Origin of the sequence: Streptomyces sp. MUSC 14 (assembly GCF_001866675.1) — a bacterium.
Lineage (GTDB): Bacteria > Actinomycetota > Actinomycetes > Streptomycetales > Streptomycetaceae > Streptomyces.
Window position 1 is genome coordinate 45,263 of sequence record NZ_MLYN01000047.1, and the last position, 24,991, is coordinate 70,253.

Genomic DNA, 24,991 nt, shown 5'->3' on the forward strand with positions numbered 1-24,991 from the left:
ACAGCCGCGCCACCTGGCAGATCATTTACGGGACAGCCCTTTGGTGTGCAGGATGTCAACGAGATCGTGGGTGTGGTGTCTTCTGGACTGTCGGCCCTCGTCGTCGAGGGCGTGACGCACGAGGGCGAGCTGACCCGGGGGACGGCTCGGACCCGGGATGATCCGGCGCCGTGCCCGGTGTGTAGGCAGTTCACGGGGCGGGTGCATGGCTTCCACGGACGGGGGGCGCGGACGTGCCGGTGGAAGGACTGCGAGTCGTGGCGTCGGTGCGCATCCGGCGCCTGGTCTGCCCGGTGCTCGGCTGCCCGCGACAGACCCTCCGCGAGGAGGTTCCCGGCGTCGCGGAGCGCTATCAGCGTCGCGCGAAACGCCTGGCCGACCAACTCGGGTCCGTCGTCATGGAGTTAGCGGGCCAGGCGGGCGCCCGTCTCTCCTGTGTGCCGGCCTGCGCCATCTCCCGCTCGACCGCCCTGCGCATGTTCATGCCCAGGGCGGCGCCGCCACTGCGCGTTCCGCGCGTGCTGGCCATCGACGACGTCGCCCTCGGACCGGACCCGTGCACGAAATGCCCAGGACCACGCTGCACTCGAAGCCCGCCACAGCTGAAGGTCGATCGCCCGACAGCTGGGTATGGGTCTCAGCACCGTGCAGCGATTCGCCCACGCCAGGACTCCAGAGGCGCTCTTCCAAGGCCAGTGGCAAGACCACCCGACCAAGCTGGACATGTTCAAGTCCTACCTCCACCAGCGCTGGGAAGACGGTTGCACCAACGCCTGGAAGCTTTGGGAGGAGATCACCGATCGCGGCTACCGCGGCGGATACGCCGCGGTACGCGACTACCTTCGTCCACTCCGGACGGTTCCGCGTACTCCCGCGATCCGGCCACCCTCGGCACGGACCGTCAGCAGCTGGATCCTCACGCATCCCGACGCCTTGCCCGACGAAGCCCAGCTGCAGATGAAGATCGCCCTCGCCCACTGTCCTGAGCTGGAGGCCCCCGCCGGGCACCTCATCCGGGAGGGGGTCGCGGCTGGTCGTGCTGATGACCTACCCGGCCTGCACGGCTTCGCCAACGGCCTCGAACGCGATCAGGACACAGTCGTCGCCGGACTCTCCATTCCTTGGAACTCGGGCGTCGTCGAGGGGCATGTCAACCGGATCAAGATGTTCAAGCGCCAGATGTTCGGCCGCGCTGGCTTTGAGTTGTTGCGGAAACGCGTACTACTGGCCTGAACGGACCGGATGACTTACGGCTACTCCAAGAGCCGGAACTCGGGTTGTCGGGCCCACGCTCTGAGGAATTCCGCTGTGCCGTACACAGCAGGCCATGGATCTGTCGTCTTTGCGACGATGCCCGGAAGGCCAGCAACGATCGGCACCTGGTCATCGCGCAGCTCGGCGTTGGCGGCGCCGCCAATGATGTCCATGACGGCGGCGGTCAGCAGGGCCGTCACTACGTGGTCGACCGGCCTGTTGCACAGGGCGATTACGTCGACAGCGTGGGTCGGGGTGAAGCCGATGAGGGGCTGCTGGTCGACTTCGTCGGCGTGCTCAGCCTCGAAGATGGCCTCGTCACCGACGCCGGGACCCATCAGAGAAACCATGACAGGCCGTCGTTCGTCGATGCCGCCCGTGTCCGTGATCCCGAGGCTCTCCGCGTGAATGTTGAGGTCGTACTCGCCGACTCGTTTCTCCTCGAAGCGCGCCGAGGCGCGGACAAGGAATTCCCGGAGCCGCTGGATCGCAGCGCTCGGCACAGCTTCTGCCAACTCGATCACCAGGACCGGTCCACTCATGGCCCGGAGCCTAGCCACTTGGCAATGCGGCACCCAACTGATTACGTAGCGTGAGGCGTCACAGAAGTTGAGCCAGAGCCCGTTCTGACCTACGTAGCCAATGGCAGGCACCCTAGGGACTGCCGCACGGCATCTCAGTCTCTTGCTTCCTGCTCCAACACCCAAGTCTGCTTCCCGCCGGCACCGCGGCGGACACGGCCGCCGCGTCCCGGCAACCTGATGGTGCCCCGAGGAATCCGGTCCACCTCGCTACGGCGACCGCTTGCTCGGCGAGCACCGTCGAAATCCCTCGGGTGGTGTAAATGCCGTTCCCAGCCGTCGGAGCGGCCTCTGCTCGGGCGTTGGCACCTGTCGGTGGCTGTGACCTGCGAAGTCGTGCACTCCACATCGCCACACCACTTCCCTGGACGCAGTACACCGCGACCATCAGCACCGGCTCAGCACGTATGCCCCCGCCATGCCAGGGAGATGACCAGCTCCCGGCCTTGTTGACAACCTTTGCTGATTCAGGATGTACACCCCTGTCCGGGCACTCCCCCCTCCACCGCCCACAGTGGTGAAATGACCGCGCCACGCAGGGATTTGGCGTGGAGTGATTCCATTCCGAGGTGGAGGGCGGTGGCGCCGCGGGCGTAGGCGTGGGTGATGGGGAGGTAGTAGGCGATGTTGAAGTACTCGTGGGCACCACGGAGTCCGGGGTAGTCGTAGCCGGTGGAGCGGAGCCAAAGGGTGTTGGCGTGGTGGTAGAAGAGGCTGAACGCGGCCATACGACCCTCGGCGTAGGCGGCTTGGACGATGTCGGTGCCGGCCATGTTGTCGGCTTGGTCCTGGAGAAGACGGGTCATGACGGCGGGGTCGGCCAGGTGGCCGTGGCGTTGTTGGAGCTGAGCAGCCAAGGCGCCGGCGGATTCCGCGCATTCGGAGAGGCGGAGGGTGCGCAGTTCGTATCCGGCCTCGGCGAAGGCACGGCGTTCGCGTCGGATGGCGGTGCGCCGCTTGCGGGGCAGAACGGCGAGGTAGTCGTCGAAGGAGGTGCCGGGCAGTGGGATACGGGCGTCCTCGTTGAGCTGGAAGGGTTTGGTGCCGCAGGCGTCGGCGAGTTCGGCGGCGGCCGTGTCGGAGACGTACAGCCACCATGGCTGGGCCTGGTGGACGGCGGCGAGCGACCTGGCCGCCGCCACGAGTGCGTCAAGCGCTGCTCGCCGCGGGCCAGGGGCCAGGCCGTGGTGGAGGAGCGGGGCGTTGAGGTAACCGCGGCGGGCTCCGGCGAGGAGGGTTCTGGCCGGTGTGCGGCCGGGGAGGAGTTCGTGGACGCGGTAGAGGTCGTTGGGTTCGGTCCTGACCACGTACAGCGGTGCCGCGGCGACGAGCCGGCCGTCGTCGTGGACCAGGGCGTAGTGGACCTCGGCGGTCGGGTCGTGCTGCTGGGCGGCGAGCCACTGGTGGGAGAGATAGAAGCCCGCGTGCTCGGCCAGCGCGTCCCAGGAGGCGGCAGGAACGTCCATGATGTCGCGGACCAGACTGAGGATCACGGTGGGCTTCCTTCCGGGCGGCGAGTGTGCCCGCGATCAGTGGGACGTGGGGGTGGCCGTGGAAGCGGATGCCGGTACCGATTCGGCGCTGTCGGTTGCTTCCGTCGGCGATGCGCCGACGGTGCGACGGGCGAAGATCCCGGGACGTACGAACGCACATGCGACGGCGACGGCCACGGCTCCGGAAGCACAGGTGAGCACGAAGGCGCTGTGGTATCCGGCCGGCCCGAAGTGCTGGGCCAACTGCCCTGCTGCCAGCGCCGAGATTCCCTGACCGACGATCAAGCCGCTGCCGAGCAAAGCCATGGCCTCCCCCATGCGCTCCAGCGGGGCGACCTGCTCCGCAAGGCTGAAGAGTGCGGTGAGGTGGGGAGCCACGGCCAGTCCGATGCCTGCGACAGCGGCAGTTGCGCCGGGGAAACCGCCCACGGCGAGCAGCGGCAGCAGCAGGACGGCCTGCGCCGTGATGGCGATGCGGAGCTGGAGCGTCAGTTCGAGGGCGACCGGCCGGACGGTGATGAGCAGTCCGGCAAGTGAGCTGGTCACGGCCATGGCTCCCCAGACGAATCCGGCCATGCCGGTGTTGCCGAGGTGGTCGGAGAGTGCGCTGGTGCCCGCGTTGGCGCTTCCCCAGATCATGCCCTGGAGCAGCGCCATGCCGAACAGCACGACCAACGCGGGGTGCAGCAGCTTCGCCTGGGAGGCGGCTTCGGCGGGTGTTCCGGCCGGCGCGGTGGGATGCAGTGCGAAGAGCGTCCCGAAGACAGCGATGAGCAGTCCGGCCAGGACGAGTCCGGCCTCCGGGGCGATCAGGACCACCATCACGCCCGCGAGCGCCGGGCCTGCCATGAAGCTCACTTCATCGACGGAGGTGTCGAACGAGAGCGCGCGGCGGGTCAACTCCCTTGCAACCGCCTGGTCTTGGTCGTCTCGGGGTTCGGTCAGGACGATCCACCGGGTGCGGGAGAGCGGACCGATCTGCGGCACGGTGAGGCCGACGGCGCCGGCAAGTGCGGCCTGCACGGCGAACGGCATCGCGGTGAGCGCCGACGCGACGAAGAGGGCGATGGCCGCCGCATTCGCCAGGGATGCGACCAGGATCACCGGGCGGTGGCCGCGACGGTCGGCGCAGCGCCCGAGGACGGGGCCGCCGACAGCCTGTCCGGACCACAGCATCCCGGCCGCGACTCCGGCGGCGCCGATGCCCTTGAGCTCGGTCAGCATCAGGAGAGTGCCGATGGGGCAGATCGCGGCAGGCAGCCGCGCCGCGAAGGAGATCGCGGGCAGCGCGGGACCCGCGATCTGCGTAACTCTTGGGGCGGAACGCCTCACTGACACGTCTTCACCTTCCAGTCATCACGGGGCGGACGCCGGGTCCTGCCGTACGGGCTCGGCCGGCGTCGCCTGCGGCGGTACGGAGTCCTGCGATCCGGCTTCTCGCGGTGCGGGGTCCCCCAAGCTCAGCACCGCCGGCACCGCCAGCAGATTCACCGCGCCGAGGGCCACCCACGGCCAGGCAGGTCCCTGCCCCAGCAGCAGGGTGAGTACAGCGGGGGCAAGCGCGTTTCCCAGGCTCCAGGAGAGCTGGAAGACGCCGAGACAGCGGCCGCGGATGTGCTCGGGTGCCAGGGAGGCGCTGAGTTCACTGCTCGTCGGCAGACTGAGCATCTCGGCAACCGTGAACACCGCCATCGCCAGGAGCAGACCGGTGGACACCGCCCAGCCCGGAACGGCGAGCAGCACCCCGAAGACGGCGAAGGCCACGGCGTTGACCACAGCGGCCAGGGCCAGCACCCGTGTCGGGGACCGATGCTCGATCAGACGGGCCACCAGCGTCTGCACCAGAGCGACCAGCACCATGTTGCCGACGATGCAGGCGCCCACCGACCAAGGCGCGGCGTGGAGCGCTTCGGTGGTGTAGACGGCGAGCAGTACCGGTGGCACGCTCGCCGCGAGTACGAAGGCGAGGTTGGCCACGGCCAGCCGCATGTAACGCAGATCGCGCAACACGGCTGCGTAGCCGCCGCGGCGGGTCGCACCGGTTTGGTGCGGCGCGCTCTGCTCGGCGTCCGGACGCCAGGCGGCCATCAGGCACGCGGTGACCACGAAGGTCAGCGCGTTGGCCACGACCAGTGCTCGGACGCCGCCGTGGTCCATCGCGAGGGCTGCGGACGCGACGACGACCCCGAAACCTCCGCCGACGTTCCGGAGCGCGCTGATGAAACCGAACCACCGGGCCTGGTCGTCACCGCGGGCGGCGAGCAGCACCAGGGCACGGCTCGACGTCCAGTAGGCGCTGGATCCGGCCTGGACGACGAACTGCACCACGATGATCTTCGCCACGGAGTCCGCGGCGAGGAAGGCCGAGAATCCGGCGGCCGAGATCATGTTGGCGGCGATCACCACCTTGCGGGGTCCGAACCGGTCGGTCAGCGGGCCTGCGACGACCGCCGTGGGCAGCGCGAGGAACTGCCCGGCCGAGAGCGCGGCGCCGATGGAGCCGAGAGACAGCGACGTCGTGGTGGTGAAGTAGATGACGGTGAAAGCCAGGACGAGCCCATTGCCGAGGCTGTCCAGGATGTTCGCCGAGACGAAGCGGCCGTGCCCCTTCGTGTCGGGAAGGCCCCACTTCTCCAGCAGGTTCCGTCCGGTCATCGCCGGCCACGCGGCTCAAGGCGGCGCGGGGAGCGGGGCCGGACGCCACAGCCGTCCGCGCACGCCGTGCTGGTCGCGGCCGGGCGCCGGGGCCTGCTCACGCCGCCGCCCGAGCGGTCTCGCCGACCGCGCCGGCGGCACGCGGGAAGAAGTCGACGAGCATCATGTCCCGGACGCCGACGGGCATGTCCCCGACTGCTTCCACGGCCGACACGCCGTGGAACACCCGCCGGTCGTCGATGATGACTGTCTCGAACGGTTCGGTGAGCAGTGTGGTGTAGAGCGGGGCCTTGTTCCGGTCGTACACATGCGAGACACCGCCCTCCACGTCCTTGCGGAGCATCAGCATCTGGGCGACGAAGTGGTGGCCGTCCTCGTGGATGCCCTCGGGCGCGGGGAGTCTGTTGCCGTCGCGGGACGCGATGATGCGGATCTGGTGGATGCCGATGGCGCCGGTGGCGGTGTCGAATGTGCCGGGGAGCCGGGTGACCAGTGTCCGGACGAGGGCCCCCAGCAGCGGGGATTCGGCCACCTCCGGCTCGATGGGTTCGAACTCCCGGGACACCCCTCCGTGCAGGGGGTTGACGGCAAGGGACTGCCGGAAGGCGCCGTGCGGGGCGCGGACCAGCCCCGCGCGGTTCAGGTGGAACTCGCTGTAGCGGCGACGGCGGTAGCCCGCGCCGTCCTTCATGAAGCGGTCGACCGGCAGGCCTTCCCAGGATCCGCGAAGCTGCTTGATCTCGGTCTCGCTGAACGCGTCGAGGGACTCAAGGATCTCGGTGGCAGGCAGGTGGACGTACGGCTCGCGCATGGTGCGAGGGGCCTTTCGTGTGGGGCGGCGCTGGAGGTGCTGTCTCCGCTGCTCCGGCGGTCAGGGGACCGTCAGCGGACGGCTTGCGCGGCGAGACCGGTGAGCAGTTCCCCGAGCTGCCCGAGCATCTCCGGCGAGAGGACGTGGTGGCCGGCGTCGAGGGCCGTGATCTGCCGGAGGAAGGCGGTCTCGGCGCCGTACTCGCAGGAGGCGATCATCAGGCCGCCGTACTCGCGGCCGCCGACCACCAGCGTGGGGGTGATCTGGACGACGTCGAGGACCTGTTCGGCTTCCTTGACGAAGATGTCAGTGACGTTGTTGACCGGGAACTCCAGCGACCAGCGGCGCCGCGGGAGCACCGGCGTGGCCGGGGCCTTCCACCGGCCCAGCAGGATCTCGGTCATGCTCACGTAGGTGTTGCAGCCGGAGGCCGCCACCCCGAGCGCGGTGGCGCCGGACACCCGGGGATTGATCTCCAGCACGTAGTACGTGCCGCCGCTGTAGATGATGTCCAGGTTGATCACACCCGTGATGCCGAGGGTGGTGCAGAGCTGCTTCAGCTTCTCCGCCACCGGCTCGAACGCCGCGTCGTCAGCGTCCCGGGGTGCGGAGGACCGCAGTTCCCAGAAAGCGAACGTGGGCTTGCCGCCGGTCGGACCGGTGAAGCAGAGCGGCTGGACCGCGTACTGGCCGTCCGCACCCACCAGTTCCACCGTGCACAGCTCCCCGGTGATGCACCGTTCCATGACGAAGTTGCCCTCGTCGGGGGTGGCCAGGTACTGCTCCAACTCCGCCGAGTCGCGGATGAAGCGGATGCCGTTGCCCGAACTCCCCCACACCGCTTTGGTGAGCAGCGGATAGCCGATCTCCTCGGCCTTGAGGCGGATGATGTCCGCGTACACCGGTACGTCGGCCGCGCCGTTCTTCAGCAGCGTGCCGTCGATGAGGATGCCCTGCGGGGTGTCCAGGCCGTGGTCGGCAAGAATCTTCTTGGTCTCCCACTTGTCGGCCAGCAGACGGGAGGGGTCGATCCCGTTGGAGACCATGGGGATTCCGTGCCCGGCCAGCTTTGCCTTCACCACGGCGTCACGCAGTCCGGCCTCGTCCGGGAAGGACAGGGAGACCACGCCGTCGGCGCCCCAGGCCAGCAAGCGTTCGACGATCTGATCGGGGGTGGCGTCTTCGGGCAGCTTCTCCCAGCTGCCTCCGGGGAAGTCCTCGGCGCCACAGTCACCGTCGGTGTAGAAGATCCTGGCCTCGCGGCCGGCGTCGGTGACGGTACGGGCCAGCTCCGGGATGTACGGGCCTGCCCGGGAGATGGGGATCGAGCGGATGTAGGCGATGCGCTTGATGTCTGACGCGGTCATGGATGATCCCCGTTCGATCGTGGGCTTGGCTACGGCGGCGCCTTCGTCCGCCTCCCGGCAGACCTGCCGCCCCGGGTCACGCCCGGGGCCGCCTGTGAGGGCACCGCACCTGGTCCGTATGGTTTCTGACGCCTCATCACATGTGGTGAGCGCCCGTTCAGGGGCACACCAGCGGAGTCGCTGGCGGGGCCGCCGGGTCGGGCGCTCAGGCATGCCGTCAGATGTGCGTTCCGCCGGCACAGGGAGCGGAAGCATGAGTTACGGATTCCAGCCGCCCGGAAGCGGCGGCCAGCCCGTGTCGGACGGAACCTCGACCGGTCGCAACGTGCCCCCACATGTCGCTCTGTTCGGTCCGGCGAACCTAGCCGGGCCCGCCTCGCCGGAGCACTGCACGGGACTGACAATCTCAGCCTGTGGACAAATTTGGAGGATGCGATAAATCCGTCCGGTCGCGGGAGGCCAATCATCATCGGTTCTGTGCCTGTCGGGCCGCTCACCACCGCCCTTCTACTGGTACGGCCTTTGCTGTTGACCTACGCATCGGCCACATCACCTGCCGAACCGAGTAGTTGGTGAACAGCCCAGTACTCGGGCGAGCAACAGCGCCTCCGAGGAATCGGCGCCGGCACCGATCCACTTTCTCCGCACCATCAGGCACGCCTCACCCCCGACCGCACGGATCTGCAGCACCACTCGCAACTGACAAGTAGTCGAAGCCGCAACTCCGCATGTAAGGATCAGGCACGTGAGCGCAATTCGCGACGACCTCGACCGGCACATCGAACAGGGCGTCATTCCGCCCTTCAACTACGCGTACCCGTCCCGCTCCGCCTACCGACCCCTGAACGGAACCTGGAACATCCAGGAAATCTGGGCAGAGGACTTGAAGCGACACCCCGTCCCTGAGCTCAACCTCTATCTGCACGTACCGTTCTGTCGGTACAAGTGCGGATTCTGCAATCTGTACACCGTCATCTCCGAGGACCTGAACGTGTACGACGCGTACATGGACGCGCTGTGCACCCAGATCCGCGATCACACAGAGATAATCCAGAGCCGCAGGCTGCGCACCATCTACATCGGCGGTGGCACTCCGAGCCTGCTGAGTTTGCGTCACTTCGCCCAGCTCTTCGCGACATTGGACGACGTCTATCCCAACTGGCGCAGCACTGTGGAAGAGGTGGCGATCGAGGCCACCCCCGACTCCATCGTCAAGGAGCCGGACACCCTGGAGGGCCTGATCTCCATGGGCCTGACCCGGGCCAACATCGGCATTCAGTCGCTGGTGCCCGCAGAGATCAGAGAGGCGGGCCGCGGGCAGGCCAACGAGCGGGTCATCCGCCAGGCCATCGACATCATCCGGGACAAGCAACTGCCCAATCTCAGCACCGACTTGATCATGGGATTCGCAGGTCAGACGAGTGAGAGCTGGCGGCACTCGGTCGACGAACTCGTGGCACTCGCCCCGCAAACGATCAGCACCTACTTCCTGACCGTCCGGCCTGACGCCTGGTTCTCCAAGACCGGCGCGTACCAGTACATGATGAGCCCGGATCTGTACGAGCGGTACGACTACGCCAACACCGCGTTCCGCGAGGCGGGTTACATCCAGGAATCCAACGTCCGCTACAAGAAGCTCGGACGCGGCGGCTACCAGCAGAAGGTGCTGACCTTCCACGGTGTTCCATTGTTGGGGCTCGGTGCCGGCGCCCGCAGCTATACCAGTTCCGTCGACTACATGGTCGGCAGCGTGAAGCCCAGCCTCACCGAGGTCGCGGATTACATCGGCAAGGCCAAGAACCACGAACTGACCCCGGTCACCGGCTTCGTCCTCGATGACGAGGAGATCATCCGTAAGCGGCTGGTCCTGGACACCTTCGACCTGGATCTCAGCGAACTCAACCGCTTCGGCTACCGGGAGAAGGCACATCTCTTCGAGCCGGTGATCACGGCAGCCGAGGAAGTCGGCCTGCTGCGCCGCCTGCCGACCGATCGTGTCCAGCTCACACCGGACGGCTTCAAGTACCGCGACATCCTGTCCTGGATGTTCTTCTCGGACAACGTCATCAACCTGGACCGTGAGTACTACGCCGGGCTGCACAGGGACAACAAGCGCGCGCAGAAGCACATGGGCAGCGAACCGCTCAGCATCTCGGGCCTGAAGACCGCGACCGCCTGACAGGCGCCTGACCGATTTCCCGGGCACGCGAACATCCTGGTGCGGTCATCAAGCGTCGATGACCGCACCGGGAATCGCCGTACGCCCGAAATCCCTTCGGCGCGGCAACCTTGTTGCTCACTGACTTCCGTGACTCGCTGGCGCCACGCACCGACGAAGCCCTGGACGGATTCCACTGGTGGGTTTCCCTCCGGAATCCCGGTCCTACGCGACCTGACGTACGACGACCTGTTCATGGCGCCGAGCCGTTCCGCCGTGGCGAGCCGGGTGCGTCCGACCGCGGGACATCCCGCCGCCGTGGCTCGCCGAGGCAGTGCGCCGGCGGCAGTCAGGGCGAGCGACAACCGACGGGGGGGCCGAAGGCATGCCGCTGCACACCAGTCGGTGATTCCGCCCCTGTCCGGACCGATCAAGGAGAAGAGTTGTGACTCAGCTGCTCATTGCCGCGGGCGGCGGCGGTGACGTGATCGGCACGACGCTGGTGCACCACGCGCTGCACGGCGGCGAGCCGGCCGTCGTACTCGGCTATTCGTGGGAGCGGCTGGTCGTGGACCCGATTCCCGGTCCGCGTTCCGAACGGGACTTCACCGGTCTGCGGCCGCTCACCCCGCACCTCTCGCAGATCACGGCGGACTCGGCCACCATCGCCCCGGCGGGTTCCACTCTGCCCCGCCTGGCCGCCGAGCTGCCGATCACGCTGGGGCTGCTGAGCCCGTACGGGGGCGTTCCGCAACTGGCCCGCCAGATCGCGGAGGCAGCGGAGAAGTACGCCGTGGACGAGGTCGCGGTGGTGGACGTCGGCGGGGACGTCTTCGCACGCGGCGACGAGCCGACGCTGCTCAGCCCGCTCCCGGACGCGCTGGTGATCGCCGCCTGCGTCGCCGCGGGGGTTCCGGCACATCTACACCTCGCGGGCCCAGGTCTTGACTGCGAGATCCCTGAGCAGGACCTGCTGCCCGACCTGGGCACGGACTGGCTCACCCTCACCGAGGCCGATACCCGCGGCGTCGCTCACCTCTTCGACTGGCATCCGACGGAGGCCAGCGCGCTGCTGGCCGCGGCGGCACGCGGACGGCGTGGCGGCTGCTTCGTACGCGACACCGGCAGACCGGTGGTGCTCAGCGATGCCAGTGCCCGGGTCTACCGCATTCCCCTGGACCGGGTACTGGCCCGCAACCGGCTGGCCCACGAGCTGTACACGCGCTTGACCGCCACCCTGGACGAGGCGGAGCAAGCCAGTTGGAACGTCTGCGGATTCTCCGAGCTGCGGCGCGAGCGCGAACAGTCCCTCCTGCTCCAGGAACGGAACTCCCCCGACAGCTCCGTGGACGACGCCTGGCTCGGCCTCGACGCCTGGCTGGAACAGCTTCAGAACGCCAACTCCCAGGCACGGTACGCCACTTTCCGCTGCCTGGCCGAAGGGCTCGGCCTGACCGGCGAAGCGGCACTGTCGCTCCGCGCCCGGCTCATCGAGCAGCGCCCGCACCAGTACGCCACACCCCTCTTCGCCCTGCGGTAACGGCCCGCGTCTCCCCTGCACCTGCTCGTCATCCTGTGCACCCCTCGGAAGGGACACCACTCCATGCCCAAGCTGCTCCTGCTCGAAGCGATGGGGAACACCGGCGAATATGTCTTCGATGCCGCCCGGGACATGGGCGTCGAAGTCATCGTCGTCACCCACCAAGACGTCTTCGAGGACTGGTACTCCCCCTCGCTCCGAGCCAAGATCAAGGAGTACGGGAAGCTGGTGTTCACTGACTTCTCCGACAGCGAGGGCGCGCTGCGGCACCTCGCGGAGCTGGCGCGGGCCGAGGACGTCGACGGCGTGGTCGCCTGCTGGGAGTTCCTGACCCCGCTCGTCGCGCGGCTCACCGCCGACCTCGGGCTTCCGGGCAACGATCCGGCGCGGGCCCTGAGTTGCCGAAACAAGCGCATCATGGCGCGCGCCTTCACCGAGCACGGCATCCCGGCCCCCAGGACCGTGGCCGCGCGGACCGCCGAGGAGGCGTACGCGCTGGTGGACACAGCGGGCCTGGACTACCCGATCGTGGTGAAGCCGTCCGAGCAGTCCGGCTCCTGGGGTGTGTCGGTGGTCCGCAGCGACGAGGAGTTGAGGGCGGCCTTCACCACAGCCCAGTCCCACCTGTTCCAGATGCCGCACGGCATACCGCTGGACCCGCATGTGGTGATCCAGGAGTACGTGGACGGCGTCGAGTTCAGCATCGAGACAGTGGTGGCACGAGGGGTGGCGACCCCGCTGTGCCCGTACGACAAGTTCACCACCGACGGCGCCAAGCGGGCCGAGTTCGGACACACCGTCCCGGCGGAACTGGACGAGGCATCGGTACGTGTCGTGCAGCAGGCCGCAGTGGCCGCCGCGCAGGCGCTCGGCATCACCAACGGCGTCGCCCACACCGAACTCAAGCTGCAGCCGGACGGCACCACCCGGCTGATCGAACTCGGCGCCCGGCTGCCCGGTGACCATGTGGTCGCGCTGATGCGGCAGGCGCGCGGGATCGACGAAGCAAGGATCTACGTACAGCTGGCACTCGGCCTGGAGCCGTCCCTCACGCCCACCGCCGACGCCGCGGCCGGCATCCGCTTCCTGACCCCGCCTCGCGGCGGGGTGCTCCGGTCGGTCAGCGGCATCGGGCACTCCGACGCGGTGGCCGTGAGCCGCTTCACCGTCGAGCCGGGCGGCGAGGTGCGCGAGCCCGGGGACAACGACTCCCGGGTCGGATACGTGATATTTCACGCCGCCACCGCCGCCGAGGTCAACGCGGCCGCGGCCAGGGTCCTTGCAGACGTCACCATCGAGGTCGCCTGATGTCCGCCGCCGCCAGGATCACACGGCGGTATCTCGCGGGCCTGCCCGCCGGGTGCGCACCGGAGCGTTCCTGCGAGAACTCCCCCCTGGCCGGGGACATCTACGGCAGCGCTTTCCTGACCCGCCCGGTCTTCCTCGGCCGTGGCGAGAGCAGCGCCCTCGGAGCCCGGCTCAGTGCGCTGTACGACCTGCTGCTGACCCTGCCCGACCGGCTGCACGACGGCCATCTGCGCGCCTTCGCCACCGCCCTCGGCTGGGCTCCGGAACAGATCACCGCCGCCCTACGGGCCGACGGAAGACCCCGCCGACTCCCGCGCAGCGCCCGCGCCGACCTCTACCGGGGTCAGGACGGGTTCCGGCTTCTGGAGCTGAACGGCGGCAGCCCGCTGGGAGGTTGGGACATCGCACTGCTCAATCGTGCACTGCTCCAGGAGCCGTACATCGCCTCGTTCGTGGACGAACACCGCCTGGAATCCACCGACGGAATCGAGGTGCTGATATCGCTGTGGCGGGAGTCCTTCCCCTCTTTCGACTCCGCCTCCCGACCGGTCGTCGCCCTGCTCGAGTGGCCGAGCAGCTACCCCGTGATGGAGAAACACCTGCACCGGATGGCCACGCTGCTCGCCGCACACGGCGTCGAGGCGGTGCCCTGCCACCTCGGGCAGTTGGAGTACCGCGCGGATGGAATCCATGTCGGCCGGCGCCGGATCGACCTGGTCCACCGCTGGTTCGTCATCAATGACGTGGCCACCGCCGAGGACGCCGCCTTGCTCGCCCCGCTCTCCGAGGCCGCCGACCGGGATCTGGTCAGCCTCTTCACCCCGCTGGAGAACGAGGTCTACGGCAGCAAGGCCGCCTTGGCTCTGCTGAGCGACGAGCGCCACCGTCCCTTGTTCGACCGGGCCGAGCTGGACGTGATCGACGGACTGCTCCCCTGGACCCGGCTGGTCCGCGACGAGAAGGTCGAGGCTGCCGGGGAACGCGTGGATCTGCTGCGTTACGCGCTGGCGCACCGGGACGACCTGGTACTCAAGGCAAGCAGCTCGCACAGCGGCCTCGACGTACTGGCGGGCTGGCAGACGTGTGCCGACGCTTGGGCCGCCGCCGTCCGCGCGGCGGTGGACGGCCCGGTCATCCTTCAGCGCCGCGTCCGCCCGGTACCGGAGGACTTCCCTGCCCCGGGCGGCGGCCCGCCCGAACCCGCGATCCTCACCTGGGGCGTCTTCCTCGCGGGCCACGACTACGGCGGCGCGTATCTGCGCGGCACCACCACGCTGGACAGCGGAGTGATCAGCTCAGGGGCAGGCGGCCGTCTGGGCACCGTGTTCCTGGCCGAGGACGAGTAGGGGGACGACGCCCAGGACACGTGTGTCGGGATGGTGGGGGGCGTACGGGCTTGGCGGAGCGAGGACTCTCCCCGCCATGGCGGCCGGGCCTCTGGGCGATGACGGATACTGTCCGCCGCGCCGGCCTGGCATACGACACGGCCGACGCCGACCGCGCCGCCGGGCTCCTCTTCCAGCCGGCGGACACGTAGGGCAGGTTGCCGTCAGCGACACATGGCATTCAACGCGTGTGCCGTCCTCATCGAGGCTGGGGCGGCGCTCCATATCGGCTGACGCCGGTCAGCCGGGCGCGCCGACGGAAAGGATCTCGTCCACGAGCCTGTCCGCCGCGTCCGGACGGACGTGCGCACGGGCCAGCTCCGCAACAGCCTCCCCCACCGTGATCAGCAGTCGATGCCGGCCGCCCGGCGCACCTCGCTGCGGGTGCCGTCGCAGCCCACCAGCCAGCGGGCCTGCACGGTCCGATGAGTGCCGCCGGCCCGGATCGCCACCGCGCCGGCGTCCGGCCCCTGAGTGAGCGAGACGATCTCCTCCCCGCGCAGCACTCGGGCGCCTACGGCGACGGCGTGCTCCTCCAGGAGCTGTTCGGTGACGGACTGGCCGAGCGCCAGCATGAAGGGGTGCACCGCCCCGACTGTGGAGAAGTCCAGCCGGGTGGTCGCCGCGCCGAAGTGGCCGGTGGGTACCGGGGTGCCGCGTTCGATGAACCGCTGCGCGAGGCCGCGGGTGGCGAAGGTGTCCAGCGTGCCGGCCTGCATGCCGACCGCGCGCGACCGTCCGTCCGGTGCCGCCCGGCGTTCCATGACGGTCACCACCACCCCGTGCAGGCGTAACTCCGCGGCGAGCCAGAGCCCCACCGGGCCGGCCCCGGCGATGAGCACGTCGGGCATGACAATCACCTCCTCTCGCTCTTGGGAGGATGTGCCACGACGGCGACGCGCCGATGTGCTGGGACAAGGGCGGCCTCGTGGCGTCAGGTGGGCCCTGCGACTCAGCGGGCGCTGCCGAGGTTCCGGTCGGCGTCGGCGCCTTCGAGCATGAGGGTGGTCTCCTCGATGCGGCGGAAGCGGCCGTCGGGGGCGAACTCGGCGAAGAGGTAGACCTCCATGCGGACGGTGGAACCGTCGGTCTTGATGACCTCCATCGTGTGGCGGTCTGCGTAGCGGTCGCCGGAGAAGAGTTCGTCGTGGACCTGGACCGAGCCGCCGGCGACCACCGTGCGCAGGTGGGCGATGTGAGTGAGGAACTCGGTGCGGTTGTCCCAGCTTCCGTCGGTGCGCTGACGGTAGTCGGGGGCGAAGTGCCGGTCGGCGGCCTCGTCGAGGTCGAGGCCCGGAGTGAGGAGCAGGTCGGTGAGGGCGGTGCGGACATCGGTGCGGTTCATGGGGATTCCTTCGGTTGGGGGCGGGAGTGACCGCCGCGCATCGGCCGGAGATGCGTGCTTCAAGCACGCTTATTAACGTACAGGAAAAGCGTGCTCGGCGCACGCTAATCTGGAGGAGTGAAGAACTCGACGGGACACGACATCGCCGATGCACTGGGCCTGCTCCTGCGGCGGAGCACTCGCGCCCAGCTCTACACCCAGCTGACCGAAGGGCTGGGGAAAGCCATCGACGACCTCACCTACCCGGTCCTCAGCGGCCTGGCCCGGACCGGGGCATGCAGCGCCGCCGACCTGGGCCGTGAGATCGGACTGGACCGCACCACCGTGACCCGCCGCGCCGACCGACTGGAGCAGGCCGGCCTGCTCCAGCGCCAGCCCGACCCGGCAGACGGCCGCGCGACCCTCCTCGCGCTCACCGAGCAAGGTCACCACATCGTGTCCGTCACCCGACAGCGGCTGGCGGCCGGCATCGAGTCCTCGCTCGCCACCTGGCCCCAGGAGGATGTCCAAGCCTTCGCACGCCAGTTGCGCCGCTTCGTCGACGAGGGCCCGTTCGCCACCGAACGCGACTGAGGGCCACCGGCTCACCGAGGCCGACCGTATCGGCCAAAGGCTCTGGCTGTTCACAGCCGCCACCGGGCAACCCACCGGCACCGCCACCGAGCTCACCGCCGCCCCCCACCACCAAACAGACCGTGCCACTACCCGACGAGACCCGGCATCGACGTCAGCACCTCACTCGGTATCCCCACGCCCACCGCGCACCGCGCACTCACCGCCGCCGAGGACGGACCGCCCCGGCTGCGGCCCGGGGCACTCGGCGGCAGGGTGGTACTGGCCGCGGGCGGGCACGGAGCGGTCGGGCACGCGGTAATTCCCGTGTGTATTGCGCACGTACGAGCTGCGGCCGCTCCGTGTCCACATCTCAAGGGCCGCCCGTTGGTGTACCTGACTCAGGCCGCCCCGTTGCATGGGGTCCACGGCGCCTTGTACGGATACAGCGACGAGTACGGCGTGCACGTCGTGAACACGCGCAAGGCATCACTGCCGTACGGCCACCCTCAACTGCAGTCGTTCCTGGCATCGCAATGGGTTCGGCAGTTGAAGACCTTCCAGCTCATCACCCTCGACGAGCTACTCGACGCGCTGGACGCGGCTGCCGTTCGCGCCGCATGACTCCTGTCCGGTGGCAGAGTGGATCCGGCACTGACCACCGGACAGGTACCAAGCTCCGCCCACACCCGACCTAGGCGAAGCCACGGGCCGTGGAGGAGTTGCCCGGCGCGGTTGAGCGAGGACGGCCAGGTGGCGCCCTGGGCGCGGGAACGGAAGCAGGAGTCGCTCAAGGGGTGCAGCCACAGGGTCTCCAGGACGCACGCGTCGATGTACTGGCGCAGCTCGTCGGGGTGCTGGTGCCGGTACCAGGGGCCGAACAGGGCGGCGGTCTGGACGGTGATGCTCTGCAGCATGTCGGCGCCGACCACGTCGACGCGGGCACCCTGGTCCAGGGGGACGAAGCCCGGATGGCCTTGGAGGAGGCGGCGGCATGTCCGTCTTCCGCACTCCGGACCGCCTCGCCGGCTTCGGCGGCGTCACTTCGGTCCGGCGTGACTCCGGCAAGATCAGCGGGAACCTCCGGCGCCCGCAGCGATTCAACGCGGCGCCCATCCTCTGCTCCGGCTCCGCCGCGGCCCCCTTCGTGCCCGACTGGAATCTGCCGAAGACGGCGGGCCCGACCAGAGGCGGCACACGTCTGGTCAGACCTGCCTCGGGGTACAGGTGCGCCGCTGGCGCGAGCGTGCTTCTCGGCACGAGGTGCGCAGCATGAGCCGCGGTGCCGGAGCGTGATCCGACGGCGGCGGCGTCCGGCCTCGCACGCCCACGACCATGGGGCCCGGGGTCCTACGGAACGTGCCGATGCAGGCCACGCGGAAATCGCGTGGCCTGCATCGAGGAGCCGGGCAGGAGTGAATCCACCCCCACGGGGAATTCAATTCCACACAGGAAAGGGATTGAATCCGTGAAGGATCGTCAGCCGGTACGGCCTTCCCGGTACACCGCCCGCTCGCCCACTAAATGATTTCAATGCCGATGACCTGCGGCGGGCGGTTCGGGAAAGTGATGTCGGTCCACCGATTGATGCGCACCGAGATGCCATTGGCGTCGTAGTAGATGAGATCGTTGTTACCCGTGGAGATCTTGTCGACCCACCGCCCGGGGGCCCAGTCGGTGCGTCCACAGTTCGCATAGCAGTCCACACTGTCACGCGGGCCGTGCGACCAGATCTCCAAAAAGTTCTCCCCGCCGCGGCACTCGACGTGGTCGATGGCGAACGCGTTGCCCGTAGGCATGGCCACCGTGACTGCCACGGTGGCCGCTAACGCCACCACCACCGAGAACTTCTGGGGCACGTTTTCGAGGCTGGGCCTCTCACGCTCACCGACAGGAGTGCGGACGAGACGGACAACGGAATTCCCGGAATGGCCGACCGTCCGTGGGGAGCCACCAGGCAGGGGCCCTACCCGACCACGGTGAAGATGCCGTTCACTGCCGTGGGCACAGATCCGGCCACACAACTTGGCCTGTTCCGAGACGCGTCGGGGCGGATAGTGAAGATGGGCGAGGATCGTACCCGGCAGGGCACAAGCAACCCCACGTCCGTGATGACGTCCACGTACAACTCCGCGTCTACCGCCAATGGTCGATTCCAGCGACAGCGATTCGGACAGCGACAGCGACTCCAACAGCGATATGGATTCGGACGAGTACCGAGACAACTTATGCCCAGGTCGAGGAACGACCGGTGCTGGTGGCCACCGAGGCAGCTGACGTCACCGCAGACATGGTGATCTCCGAACTCAACCGGATCGGCTGCCCGGTGACCGGGTTCGACCCCGCCGACATCGGCAAAATCCTGACGGTTACGGCCCGGTTCGACGACCTCTCGCGCCATGTCACCGGGCACCTGCGCACCCCGTCCAGAACTTCCGGACTCGGCGCGGTGCGATCGGTGTACTGGCGCCGTCCTCGCTGGCCCGAGTTCACGCACCTGGACGACGCCGATGCGCGGTTCGGCGGCGCAGCTGCGCCACGGCTTGGGCGGCACGCTGTATCCCGTTGACGGCCCGCTGTGGGTGAACCATCCCTTGCGCGTCGCCGCCGCCGACTACAAGGTGGCCCAACTCGCCGCGGCGGCACGTCTCGGACTCCGCGTGCCTCCTACGTTGGTGACCAACGACCTGGACGAGGCGAGGCAGTTCATCACCGCCCACCAAGAAGTGATCTTCAAGACGCTCCGCTGGACCCCCTACGAGCGGGATGGAGTCAGGATGACGACGTGGGCCGAGCCGCTGACAGTTGACGACCTGGACGAGACCGTCGGCGCAGCCCCTAAAACTAGGCCGAAGAGACCGAGATAGTCCTGCAAAGTCTGGTCGAGATGGTCCGGAAGGTCCACCACGCGATAGGAGAGCGCTGAGTAGTTCGGTTCCTGCGACTTGCTCTCGACAAGAACGGCGAATCACATTGGCTGGAATTGAACCCGAACGGGCAATGGGGCTGGCTGGCGACGCAAACCGGACTGCCGATGGCCACAGCATTCGCCGATCTGCTCGCCTCCGGAAGGGACGCTGAGGGAAACCACCCGACGTCACATCGCCAGCATAGGTACTGATGTGACGTATCGTCAGTATATTCAGTTGGGTCGATGGTCGGGCAGTGCTGCTGGTCCCGCACCGCGAGCCCGCCGTGGAGGAGATCGCGCTCCCGCCGGTGTCCCAGGTGATCCTCGCAGTGGTCCGGCAGACCGCCAGGCCCGTGATGGTCAGGCAGATCGGCGAGGCGCTCGGGCTGGGCACCGGTGTGCGGGGCAAGCTGGAGCCAATGCGAGGGAAGCTGTCCAAGCTCGCCAGCCGGGGTTGGCTGCGCAAACTCCCCGACGGCCGGTTCGGTACCCGCCCGTGACAGGCAGCGGCGATCGCCGCATCAAGGGGCCGGTGGGGCCATATCACCGCAGCGCGTCTGCCAGCCACTGTCCATCCCGCCAGTCGCCAATTGGGATGGTCTTTTATCCGAACGCGGAGACGCTGAATCGTTGCAGCGTCACCCATACGAGCGGCTTGGCACACCTGCGGCTCTCCACACGAGCGGCACGCCAGACGAGCGGGCACAGCACACGGGTAACCTTCACGCATCGACAGTCACATCCCTACACGGGAGTTCGTATGCGTCGCATCGTTGCCGTCACCGTCGGAGCCGTTGCACTCACCGGGTTCGCTGCTCCTGTAGCCGATGCTGCCGATTTGGGTGGCGCCTTCTTCAAGTCTCAAGTGGAGCTCAACGGCATCGTGGCGGGGGGTGAGGGGGCTGCCAACAACCTTCTGGGGCATGGTGAGAGCCTCGTTGACAATGGTGCGATGTCACTTACTGGCCCATCGGCCACGCGCTCATAGCATTTATGGCGAGGCTGGAAGAAAAGCCCCAACGAAGCTGTCCCCGACCCGTGGTCCGTCTCGGCAGGCATTGCCGAGTCCCTGCGGAAGGGGCCGCACCTGGGATTGGCGGCGAGGAGCGGCCGATAATTCTCGGCGCTGTGCTCTGGTGTCCGCGTGACCGCGGGCACAGCTGGCACCAATGCCCCGCCGCCAGCTGTGCCGTGTGCGGGGCGTGACTGGCCCAGCGGGGCTCATCGAGAGATACGGTGCCGACCGCTGAAGCCACCGCCTGTGAGCGGGAGTTGCGGGAGCGCTGAAGCGTCGTACGGGGGGGGACGCGCCGTGGCCGAACCGCCGCTGTTCGACGAGAGCCGCTCATTGGCCCCGTGGACGGCTGCGAGTCCTGCCGGGAACTCGCAGCACGACGGGCCGCTGCGCGCTCGGCCTTCGACCACAGCGCGGTGGACGCCGCGAACGTGCGTGTGGGGGACACAACTACCGCTGGCCCACCACATGGGAGGAGGTGTTCTCATGTCGCCCCTGCCGTACGACGACCCGCTCCCCGTCCTTCCACACCTCTGCGATGTTCTCGGCCAGTGCGTTGAGGTCGTAGGCGTCGCTTTCGACGAGCACCAGGTCGGCCCGGCGGCTCGGGCTCGATCACGCCCAGGCCGTCGTAACCGAGCAGGTGGGCAGCGGACGATGTGGCGGCGGCCAGGACCCGGCCTGGTGTCATGCCGGTCTTCTCCATCAGCGGGAGTTCGTCCAGGTTGGTGCCGTGCGGACCGATGCCGCTGTCCGTGCCCATGGCGATGCGGACGCCCGCCGCGGCCGCTCGGCGTACGGAGTCGGCGTGCGCCTCGGCCGCCTCCGCCGCCTTGCGGACCATGACGTCGGGGATCCGGGGCCCGGCCTCCGCCGTGCGGATCACGGCGACCGGGGCAATCAGTGTGGGCACCAGCCACGTGCCGCGCGCCAGCATCAGGTCGATCGCCTCGTCGTCGAGGTAGATGCCGTGCTCGATGGATCGCACCCCGGCGCGGACGGCGTTCTTGATGCCTTCGGCACCCTGTGCGTGCGCCATGACGTGCCGGCCCTGGGCGGCAGCCTCAGCGATGAGGACGTCAAGCTCCGCAGAGGTGAACTGGCTGTGCCGGGGGTCGTCACGCGGCGAGAGCACCCCGCCCGTCGTGCAGACCTTGAGTACCTCGGCGCCGGCCCGCAGCAATTGCCTGGCCGCACGGCGCATCTCGTCCGGACCGTCGACCAGCGCGGCCGGCCGCCCGGGATGCGGGACCAACAGGCCGGCGCACTGGCCGGAGGGCATCCAGCCATCGCCGTGTCCGCCGGTCTGGCTGATCAGGCCGACGGAGATCTGGACCCGGGGGCCGAGTACGAGGCGGTCCTCGACCGCCTGCTTGACGCCAAGGTCCGCACCAGCCGCGTCCCGGACCGTCGTGATACCGGTCTCCAGAGTGCGCCGCGGGTTCACGGCCGCCTCGAAGAACTGGTACGAGAACGGCTTCTGGAGCACCCCGAGGAGGCCGATCCCGTCCAGTGTGAGGTGGACGTGGCAGTCGAACAGTCCGGGAAGCAGGGTGCGGCCGGTGCAGTCGACGTGGATGTCGCCGTCCAGGCCCGGGCCGACGTCGACGATGCGGCCATCGGACACCACCACGTCTGCGGGGGGCAGGGTCCGCGCCTGTGCCGTCGAAGACGAGGCCACCGGTGAAGACGGTCCGTATGGCGCTCACGCTCGTGCCTTCAGGGACTCTGACCGCTGTTGTTCGGGGGTGCGGGCCGTCAGGCGTTCGGCCGTCGCCGCGAGGACGAGGACGGCGAGGTTCGCGACGAGGCCCACCAGGCCCGCGTTGACGTTCCCGGTCAGGCCCTTCTGCCAGAACGTCAGCCAGATGACGACCAGTTCGCCCGCGAACAGGCCGGCCAGGACGGCCACCTTGCCCACGGGGCGGCGGGCCAGGAACCCGAGGGCGATCGCAGGGGCGAGTTGGACGGTGCCGCTGTAAGTGAGCAGGAGCAGGTTGGCCAGCAGGTCTGGGCGATAGATGGCCAGCAGCAGCGACAGGCCGCAGGCGGCCACCACCGTGCCATGGTTGATCCAGAACTGCCGCCGCTCGTCCTGCACCCGCGCGATGTTGCGGGCCACCAGGGAGGAGATGCCGATCAGGATGCCCGCGGCGGGCACCATCGCCGTCGCGATGGCGGCGACTACGACCAGGCCCGTCGCCCAGGAGGGCAGCACCTGCTTACTCAGGGTCAGCAGGATGCCGTTGGCCGAAGTGCCCGGCTTGACCACAAGGACGGCAGCGAAGCCGACGATGATCGGCATCAGGAGGCAGAGTTCGTACAGGGGCATCCAGGTGTAGTTGCGGCGCAGCACCTTCGGGTCCCGAGCGGACATCACGGCGGGCCATGTGTGCGGCAGGCACATCAGACCGACGCCGATCATGCTGACCAGCATGCTGGTGGTGAACCAGATCTGGTCGGAGGGTCCGGCGTGGACGGTCAGCAGCTCCGGGTGCAGCTTGTCGATGCGGTGGAACATCGCGGTGACGCCGCCCGTGAAGTGGGCGGGGACCGCGACGAGCAGGACGGCGAGGACCACCAGCATGACGATGTCCTTGAAGTACGACGTCATCGCGACGCCGTGCAGGCCCGCCCACAGCACGAAGGCCACGACCAGCGCGCAGCCTATGACCATGCTGAGGGTGCCGGAGGCGGAGTTGCCCGTGACCAGCTGCACGATCAACCCCAGGCCGGTGACCTGGAGTTGGAGGTACGGCAGCACGAAGAGGACGCCGAGCACCGCGGCAACTGTGCCGAGCAGCTTGCTGTCGTAGCGGTCCTCCAGGAAGTCGCCCTGGGTGAGGTAGCCGCGCTCCTTGCCCAGCGACCACAGACGCCTGGCGAGGAAGAACAGGATCATGTAGCCGATGGGGACGTACGGCAGGGCGTAGAGGGCGGCGACTCCGCCACTGAAGGCGAGACCTGCCATGCCGAGGAAGGTGAAGGTGGTGAACACCTCGCCGGCCTGCAGGAACCACATGCTCACCGCTCCGAACCGGCGTCCGCCCACGGCCCATTCGGACAGGTCAGCGGCGGGCTTGCGGCGGCCGACGAAGCCGAGGACGCCGATCAGCACGATGCCGGTGAAGCTCATGACCAGGATCGTGGTCATTTGCCGGCCTCCTCACGGCTCATCAAGCGCTCCGTGAGGAGCAGCGCGGGCGTACACATCACGCAGCACACCGCGCCCCACACGAGCATCCGGGGCAGGCCGAACCACAGCCCGTCGGTGTTGACGAACGGTAGGAAGGGCATGAGGACCAACCCGAGTGCGGGCACGGCAGGGATCAGGTGGTACGGGCGCACTTCGCCTCCTCAAAGAGACGGTCCAGTCGGCGGACAGCGAGTTCGGCGAGCAGGGCGGCGCCGTCGCAGACCACGCCGTCGTCGAAGGCCGCGATGGGCGAGTGGTTGGTGGGGGCGTTCTCCGGGTCGCCGGTGGCATCGGCACCGAGGAGGACGAAGGCGCCCGGTACCCGGTCCAGCACCCGGGAGAAGTCCTCCGAGCCGGTGACCGGGTCGGCCAGCGGCAAGAACCGTTCCTCGCCGAAGGCCTCACGGACGGTGTCGGCGAGGAAGTCGTATTCGGCGGCGTGGTTGACCGTGACCGGGTACTCGGGGACGAAGTCGACCTCGGCGACGAGGCCGTGCGCCGCGGCGATGTCCTGGCACAGGCGTACGGCGACCTCAGCGACGCGTTCGGCGGCGGCCGGGGAAAAGGTGCGCACGGTCGCTTCGAAGACGGCGTCGTCCGGGATGACGTTGCGTCGGGTTCCGGCGTGGAAGGTGCCGACCGTGACCACGACCGGGTCGAAGACGTCGAAGCGCCGGGTCACCATCGTCTGCAGCGCGGTGACCATCTCACAGGCCGCCGGCACCGGGTCCAGTGCGGCGTGCGGCCTGGATCCGTGGCCGCCGGCGCCGACGATGCGCACGTGCAGACCCGCCGAGGCAGCCAGCAGCGGGCCGGGGCGGGAGGTGAAGACGCCGGTCGGGTACGTCGAGGACATGACGTGCAGTCCGTAGGCGGCGTCGGCCGGACGGCCCGCCGCCTCCAGCACCCCCTCCTCGATCATGTGACCGGCACCGTCCCAGCCCTCCTCGCCCGGCTGGAACATGAACACCACGTCCCCGGCCAGGCTCTCTCGCCGGGCGGCGAGCAGCCGGGCCGCGCCGACCAGACCGGCGGTGTGCAGATCATGGCCGCAGGCGTGCATGGCGCCCTCGACGCGGGACGCGTAGTCGGCACCGGTGCGCTCGGTGACCGGCAGACCGTCCATGTCGCCGCGCAGCAGCACGACGGGGCCACCGGGCTCGCCGCCACGCAGGACGGCCGTGACGGAAGACAGCGATGTGCCGGTGCTGATCTCCAGTGGCAGCCCGTCCAGCGCGGCCAGCACTTTCTCCTGTGTACGCGGCAAGAGCAGGCCGGTCTCCGGCTCCTGATGCAGTGTCCGGCGCAGGACGGCCAGATCGCCCTGAAGTTCCCGCGCGTCGTCTCGCAGATGCATGGCTCTCCTCTCACACGAGGCTTCCGCAGCACCGAGACGCTGCCCACACGCGCGTACGAAACA

The 24,991-nt window shown here is 68.6% G+C and carries 24 protein-coding genes; 11 read left to right on the forward strand and 13 right to left on the reverse strand.

What is annotated here, in order from left to right:
- Positions 1-723: 723 nt before the first annotated feature.
- Positions 724-1,233 carry a transposase gene (locus BIV25_RS49600; protein WP_143076717.1) on the forward strand — a complete coding sequence of 170 codons (510 nt, stop codon included), beginning with the start codon at positions 724-726 and terminating at the stop codon, positions 1,231-1,233.
- 20 nt (positions 1,234-1,253) lie between these two features.
- Here the strand turns inward: BIV25_RS49600 and BIV25_RS28755 are convergent, their stop codons facing one another.
- The 6 genes from BIV25_RS28755 to BIV25_RS28780 form a co-directional block, all read right to left on the reverse strand.
- The gene (locus tag BIV25_RS28755) at positions 1,254-1,796 is read right to left on the reverse strand and encodes a DUF6368 family protein (RefSeq protein ID WP_143076718.1); all 543 of its coding nucleotides are present in this window, start codon (positions 1,794-1,796) and stop codon (positions 1,254-1,256) included.
- 506 nt (positions 1,797-2,302) lie between these two features.
- A complete protein-coding gene (locus tag BIV25_RS28760) occupies positions 2,303-3,328 on the reverse strand; it encodes a GNAT family N-acetyltransferase (protein WP_071375359.1) in 1,026 nt (341 codons plus the stop codon).
- A gap of 36 nt (positions 3,329-3,364) precedes the next feature.
- Positions 3,365-4,666, reverse strand: a complete 1,302-nt coding sequence (locus tag BIV25_RS28765; protein WP_256256154.1) for an MFS transporter — start codon at positions 4,664-4,666, stop codon at positions 3,365-3,367.
- Between the two features lie 18 nt (positions 4,667-4,684).
- On the reverse strand, positions 4,685-5,983 hold the full coding sequence (locus BIV25_RS28770; RefSeq protein WP_071375360.1) for an MFS transporter: 1,299 nt from the start codon (positions 5,981-5,983) through the stop codon (positions 4,685-4,687).
- Between the two features lie 97 nt (positions 5,984-6,080).
- Entirely contained in the window at positions 6,081-6,794 is a 714-nt protein-coding gene (locus BIV25_RS28775; protein ID WP_071375361.1) for a 2OG-Fe dioxygenase family protein, read from the reverse strand.
- Positions 6,795-6,865: 71 nt separating this feature from the next.
- Positions 6,866-8,161, reverse strand: a complete 1,296-nt coding sequence (locus BIV25_RS28780; RefSeq protein WP_071375362.1) for an acetyl-CoA carboxylase biotin carboxylase subunit family protein — start codon at positions 8,159-8,161, stop codon at positions 6,866-6,868.
- A gap of 745 nt (positions 8,162-8,906) precedes the next feature.
- Here BIV25_RS28780 and BIV25_RS28785 point away from each other — a divergent pair.
- From BIV25_RS28785 to BIV25_RS28800, 4 genes are all read left to right on the forward strand, one after another.
- Complete coding sequence (locus tag BIV25_RS28785) at positions 8,907-10,340, forward strand: coproporphyrinogen-III oxidase family protein (RefSeq protein ID WP_071375363.1); 1,434 nt, start codon at positions 8,907-8,909, stop codon at positions 10,338-10,340.
- 424 nt (positions 10,341-10,764) lie between these two features.
- Positions 10,765-11,859 carry a DUF1152 domain-containing protein gene (locus BIV25_RS28790; RefSeq protein ID WP_071375364.1) on the forward strand — a complete coding sequence of 365 codons (1,095 nt, stop codon included), beginning with the start codon at positions 10,765-10,767 and terminating at the stop codon, positions 11,857-11,859.
- 63 nt (positions 11,860-11,922) lie between these two features.
- The gene (locus BIV25_RS28795) at positions 11,923-13,167 is read left to right on the forward strand and encodes an ATP-grasp domain-containing protein (RefSeq protein WP_071375365.1); all 1,245 of its coding nucleotides are present in this window, start codon (positions 11,923-11,925) and stop codon (positions 13,165-13,167) included.
- Positions 13,167-14,513, forward strand: a complete 1,347-nt coding sequence (locus BIV25_RS28800; protein WP_071375366.1) for a hypothetical protein — start codon at positions 13,167-13,169, stop codon at positions 14,511-14,513. The genes BIV25_RS28795 and BIV25_RS28800 overlap by 1 nt, the downstream gene beginning before the upstream one ends.
- 383 nt (positions 14,514-14,896) lie before the next feature.
- Here BIV25_RS28800 and BIV25_RS28805 read toward each other — a convergent pair whose 3' ends face one another.
- Together BIV25_RS28805 and BIV25_RS28810 are read right to left on the reverse strand one after the other, a co-directional pair.
- Positions 14,897-15,403 (reverse strand): FAD-dependent monooxygenase, encoded by a 507-nt coding sequence (locus BIV25_RS28805; RefSeq protein ID WP_071375367.1) that lies wholly within the window; start codon positions 15,401-15,403, stop codon positions 14,897-14,899.
- A 101-nt stretch (positions 15,404-15,504) separates the two neighbouring features.
- The gene (locus BIV25_RS28810; protein ID WP_071375368.1) at positions 15,505-15,897 is read right to left on the reverse strand and encodes a nuclear transport factor 2 family protein; all 393 of its coding nucleotides are present in this window, start codon (positions 15,895-15,897) and stop codon (positions 15,505-15,507) included.
- Positions 15,898-16,014: 117 nt separating this feature from the next.
- Here BIV25_RS28810 and BIV25_RS28815 point away from each other — a divergent pair, with 117 nt between their 5' ends.
- Together BIV25_RS28815 and BIV25_RS50480 are read left to right on the forward strand one after the other, a co-directional pair.
- Positions 16,015-16,470, forward strand: coding sequence for a MarR family winged helix-turn-helix transcriptional regulator (locus BIV25_RS28815; protein ID WP_071375369.1), 456 nt, complete (start codon positions 16,015-16,017; stop codon positions 16,468-16,470).
- 369 nt (positions 16,471-16,839) lie between these two features.
- The gene (locus BIV25_RS50480) at positions 16,840-17,073 is read left to right on the forward strand and encodes a hypothetical protein (RefSeq protein WP_143076719.1); all 234 of its coding nucleotides are present in this window, start codon (positions 16,840-16,842) and stop codon (positions 17,071-17,073) included.
- Positions 17,074-17,969: 896 nt separating this feature from the next.
- On the opposite strand, the gene BIV25_RS28830 is transcribed toward BIV25_RS50480, so the two are convergent.
- A complete protein-coding gene (locus BIV25_RS28830) occupies positions 17,970-18,248 on the reverse strand; it encodes a beta/gamma crystallin domain-containing protein (protein WP_079176961.1) in 279 nt (92 codons plus the stop codon).
- A gap of 129 nt (positions 18,249-18,377) precedes the next feature.
- Between BIV25_RS28830 and tgmA the strand changes: the two genes are divergently transcribed.
- From tgmA to BIV25_RS28840, 4 genes are all read left to right on the forward strand, one after another.
- Entirely contained in the window at positions 18,378-18,746 is a 369-nt protein-coding gene (tgmA, locus tag BIV25_RS54570; RefSeq protein WP_079176953.1) for a putative ATP-grasp-modified RiPP, read from the forward strand.
- Entirely contained in the window at positions 18,701-19,018 is a 318-nt protein-coding gene (locus BIV25_RS54575; RefSeq protein ID WP_371273073.1) for a hypothetical protein, read from the forward strand. Before tgmA ends, BIV25_RS54575 begins: the two co-directional genes overlap by 46 nt.
- A gap of 13 nt (positions 19,019-19,031) precedes the next feature.
- Positions 19,032-19,316, forward strand: coding sequence for a hypothetical protein (locus tag BIV25_RS54580; RefSeq protein WP_371273074.1), 285 nt, complete (start codon positions 19,032-19,034; stop codon positions 19,314-19,316).
- 298 nt (positions 19,317-19,614) lie between these two features.
- Positions 19,615-19,860: a hypothetical protein gene (locus tag BIV25_RS28840; RefSeq protein WP_218158487.1), complete on the forward strand. Its 246-nt coding sequence runs from the start codon at positions 19,615-19,617 to the stop codon at positions 19,858-19,860.
- Between the two features lie 999 nt (positions 19,861-20,859).
- On the opposite strand, the gene BIV25_RS28845 is transcribed toward BIV25_RS28840, so the two are convergent.
- From BIV25_RS28845 to BIV25_RS53255, 4 genes are read right to left on the reverse strand one after another with little or no spacing between them, the layout of a single operon-like run.
- Positions 20,860-22,056 (reverse strand): amidohydrolase family protein, encoded by a 1,197-nt coding sequence (locus BIV25_RS28845; RefSeq protein ID WP_256256156.1) that lies wholly within the window; start codon positions 22,054-22,056, stop codon positions 20,860-20,862.
- A gap of 24 nt (positions 22,057-22,080) precedes the next feature.
- Complete coding sequence (locus BIV25_RS28850) at positions 22,081-23,529, reverse strand: sodium:solute symporter (protein WP_071375374.1); 1,449 nt, start codon at positions 23,527-23,529, stop codon at positions 22,081-22,083.
- Complete coding sequence (locus BIV25_RS51395; RefSeq protein WP_256256157.1) at positions 23,526-23,672, reverse strand: hypothetical protein; 147 nt, start codon at positions 23,670-23,672, stop codon at positions 23,526-23,528. The genes BIV25_RS28850 and BIV25_RS51395 overlap by 4 nt, the downstream gene beginning before the upstream one ends.
- A 32-nt stretch (positions 23,673-23,704) precedes the next feature.
- The gene (locus BIV25_RS53255) at positions 23,705-24,928 is read right to left on the reverse strand and encodes a M20 family metallopeptidase (RefSeq protein ID WP_071375376.1); all 1,224 of its coding nucleotides are present in this window, start codon (positions 24,926-24,928) and stop codon (positions 23,705-23,707) included.
- Positions 24,929-24,991: the final 63 nt, after the last annotated feature.

Bases quoted from the DNA above. Each gene is read 5' to 3' on its own strand.
- BIV25_RS28830 (WP_079176961.1), bottom strand. From the start codon at position 18,248: ATGCCTACGGGCAACGCGTTCGCCATCGACCACGTCGAGTGCCGCGGC.
- BIV25_RS28755 (WP_143076718.1), bottom strand. From the start codon at position 1,796: ATGAGTGGACCGGTCCTGGTGATCGAGTTGGCAGAAGCTGTGCCGAGC.
- tgmA (WP_079176953.1), top strand. From the start codon at position 18,378: ATGGCCGACCGTCCGTGGGGAGCCACCAGGCAGGGGCCCTACCCGACC.
- BIV25_RS49600 (WP_143076717.1), top strand. From the start codon at position 724: ATGTTCAAGTCCTACCTCCACCAGCGCTGGGAAGACGGTTGCACCAAC.
- BIV25_RS28775 (WP_071375361.1), bottom strand. From the start codon at position 6,794: ATGCGCGAGCCGTACGTCCACCTGCCTGCCACCGAGATCCTTGAGTCC.
- BIV25_RS28850 (WP_071375374.1), bottom strand. From the start codon at position 23,529: ATGACCACGATCCTGGTCATGAGCTTCACCGGCATCGTGCTGATCGGC.
- BIV25_RS28800 (WP_071375366.1), top strand. From the start codon at position 13,167: ATGTCCGCCGCCGCCAGGATCACACGGCGGTATCTCGCGGGCCTGCCC.
- BIV25_RS28780 (WP_071375362.1), bottom strand. From the start codon at position 8,161: ATGACCGCGTCAGACATCAAGCGCATCGCCTACATCCGCTCGATCCCC.
- BIV25_RS28810 (WP_071375368.1), bottom strand. From the start codon at position 15,897: ATGAACCGCACCGATGTCCGCACCGCCCTCACCGACCTGCTCCTCACT.
- BIV25_RS28770 (WP_071375360.1), bottom strand. From the start codon at position 5,983: ATGACCGGACGGAACCTGCTGGAGAAGTGGGGCCTTCCCGACACGAAG.
- BIV25_RS51395 (WP_256256157.1), bottom strand. From the start codon at position 23,672: ATGCCCTTCCTACCGTTCGTCAACACCGACGGGCTGTGGTTCGGCCTG.
- BIV25_RS28805 (WP_071375367.1), bottom strand. From the start codon at position 15,403: ATGCCCGACGTGCTCATCGCCGGGGCCGGCCCGGTGGGGCTCTGGCTC.
- BIV25_RS53255 (WP_071375376.1), bottom strand. From the start codon at position 24,928: ATGCATCTGCGAGACGACGCGCGGGAACTTCAGGGCGATCTGGCCGTC.
- BIV25_RS28795 (WP_071375365.1), top strand. From the start codon at position 11,923: ATGCCCAAGCTGCTCCTGCTCGAAGCGATGGGGAACACCGGCGAATAT.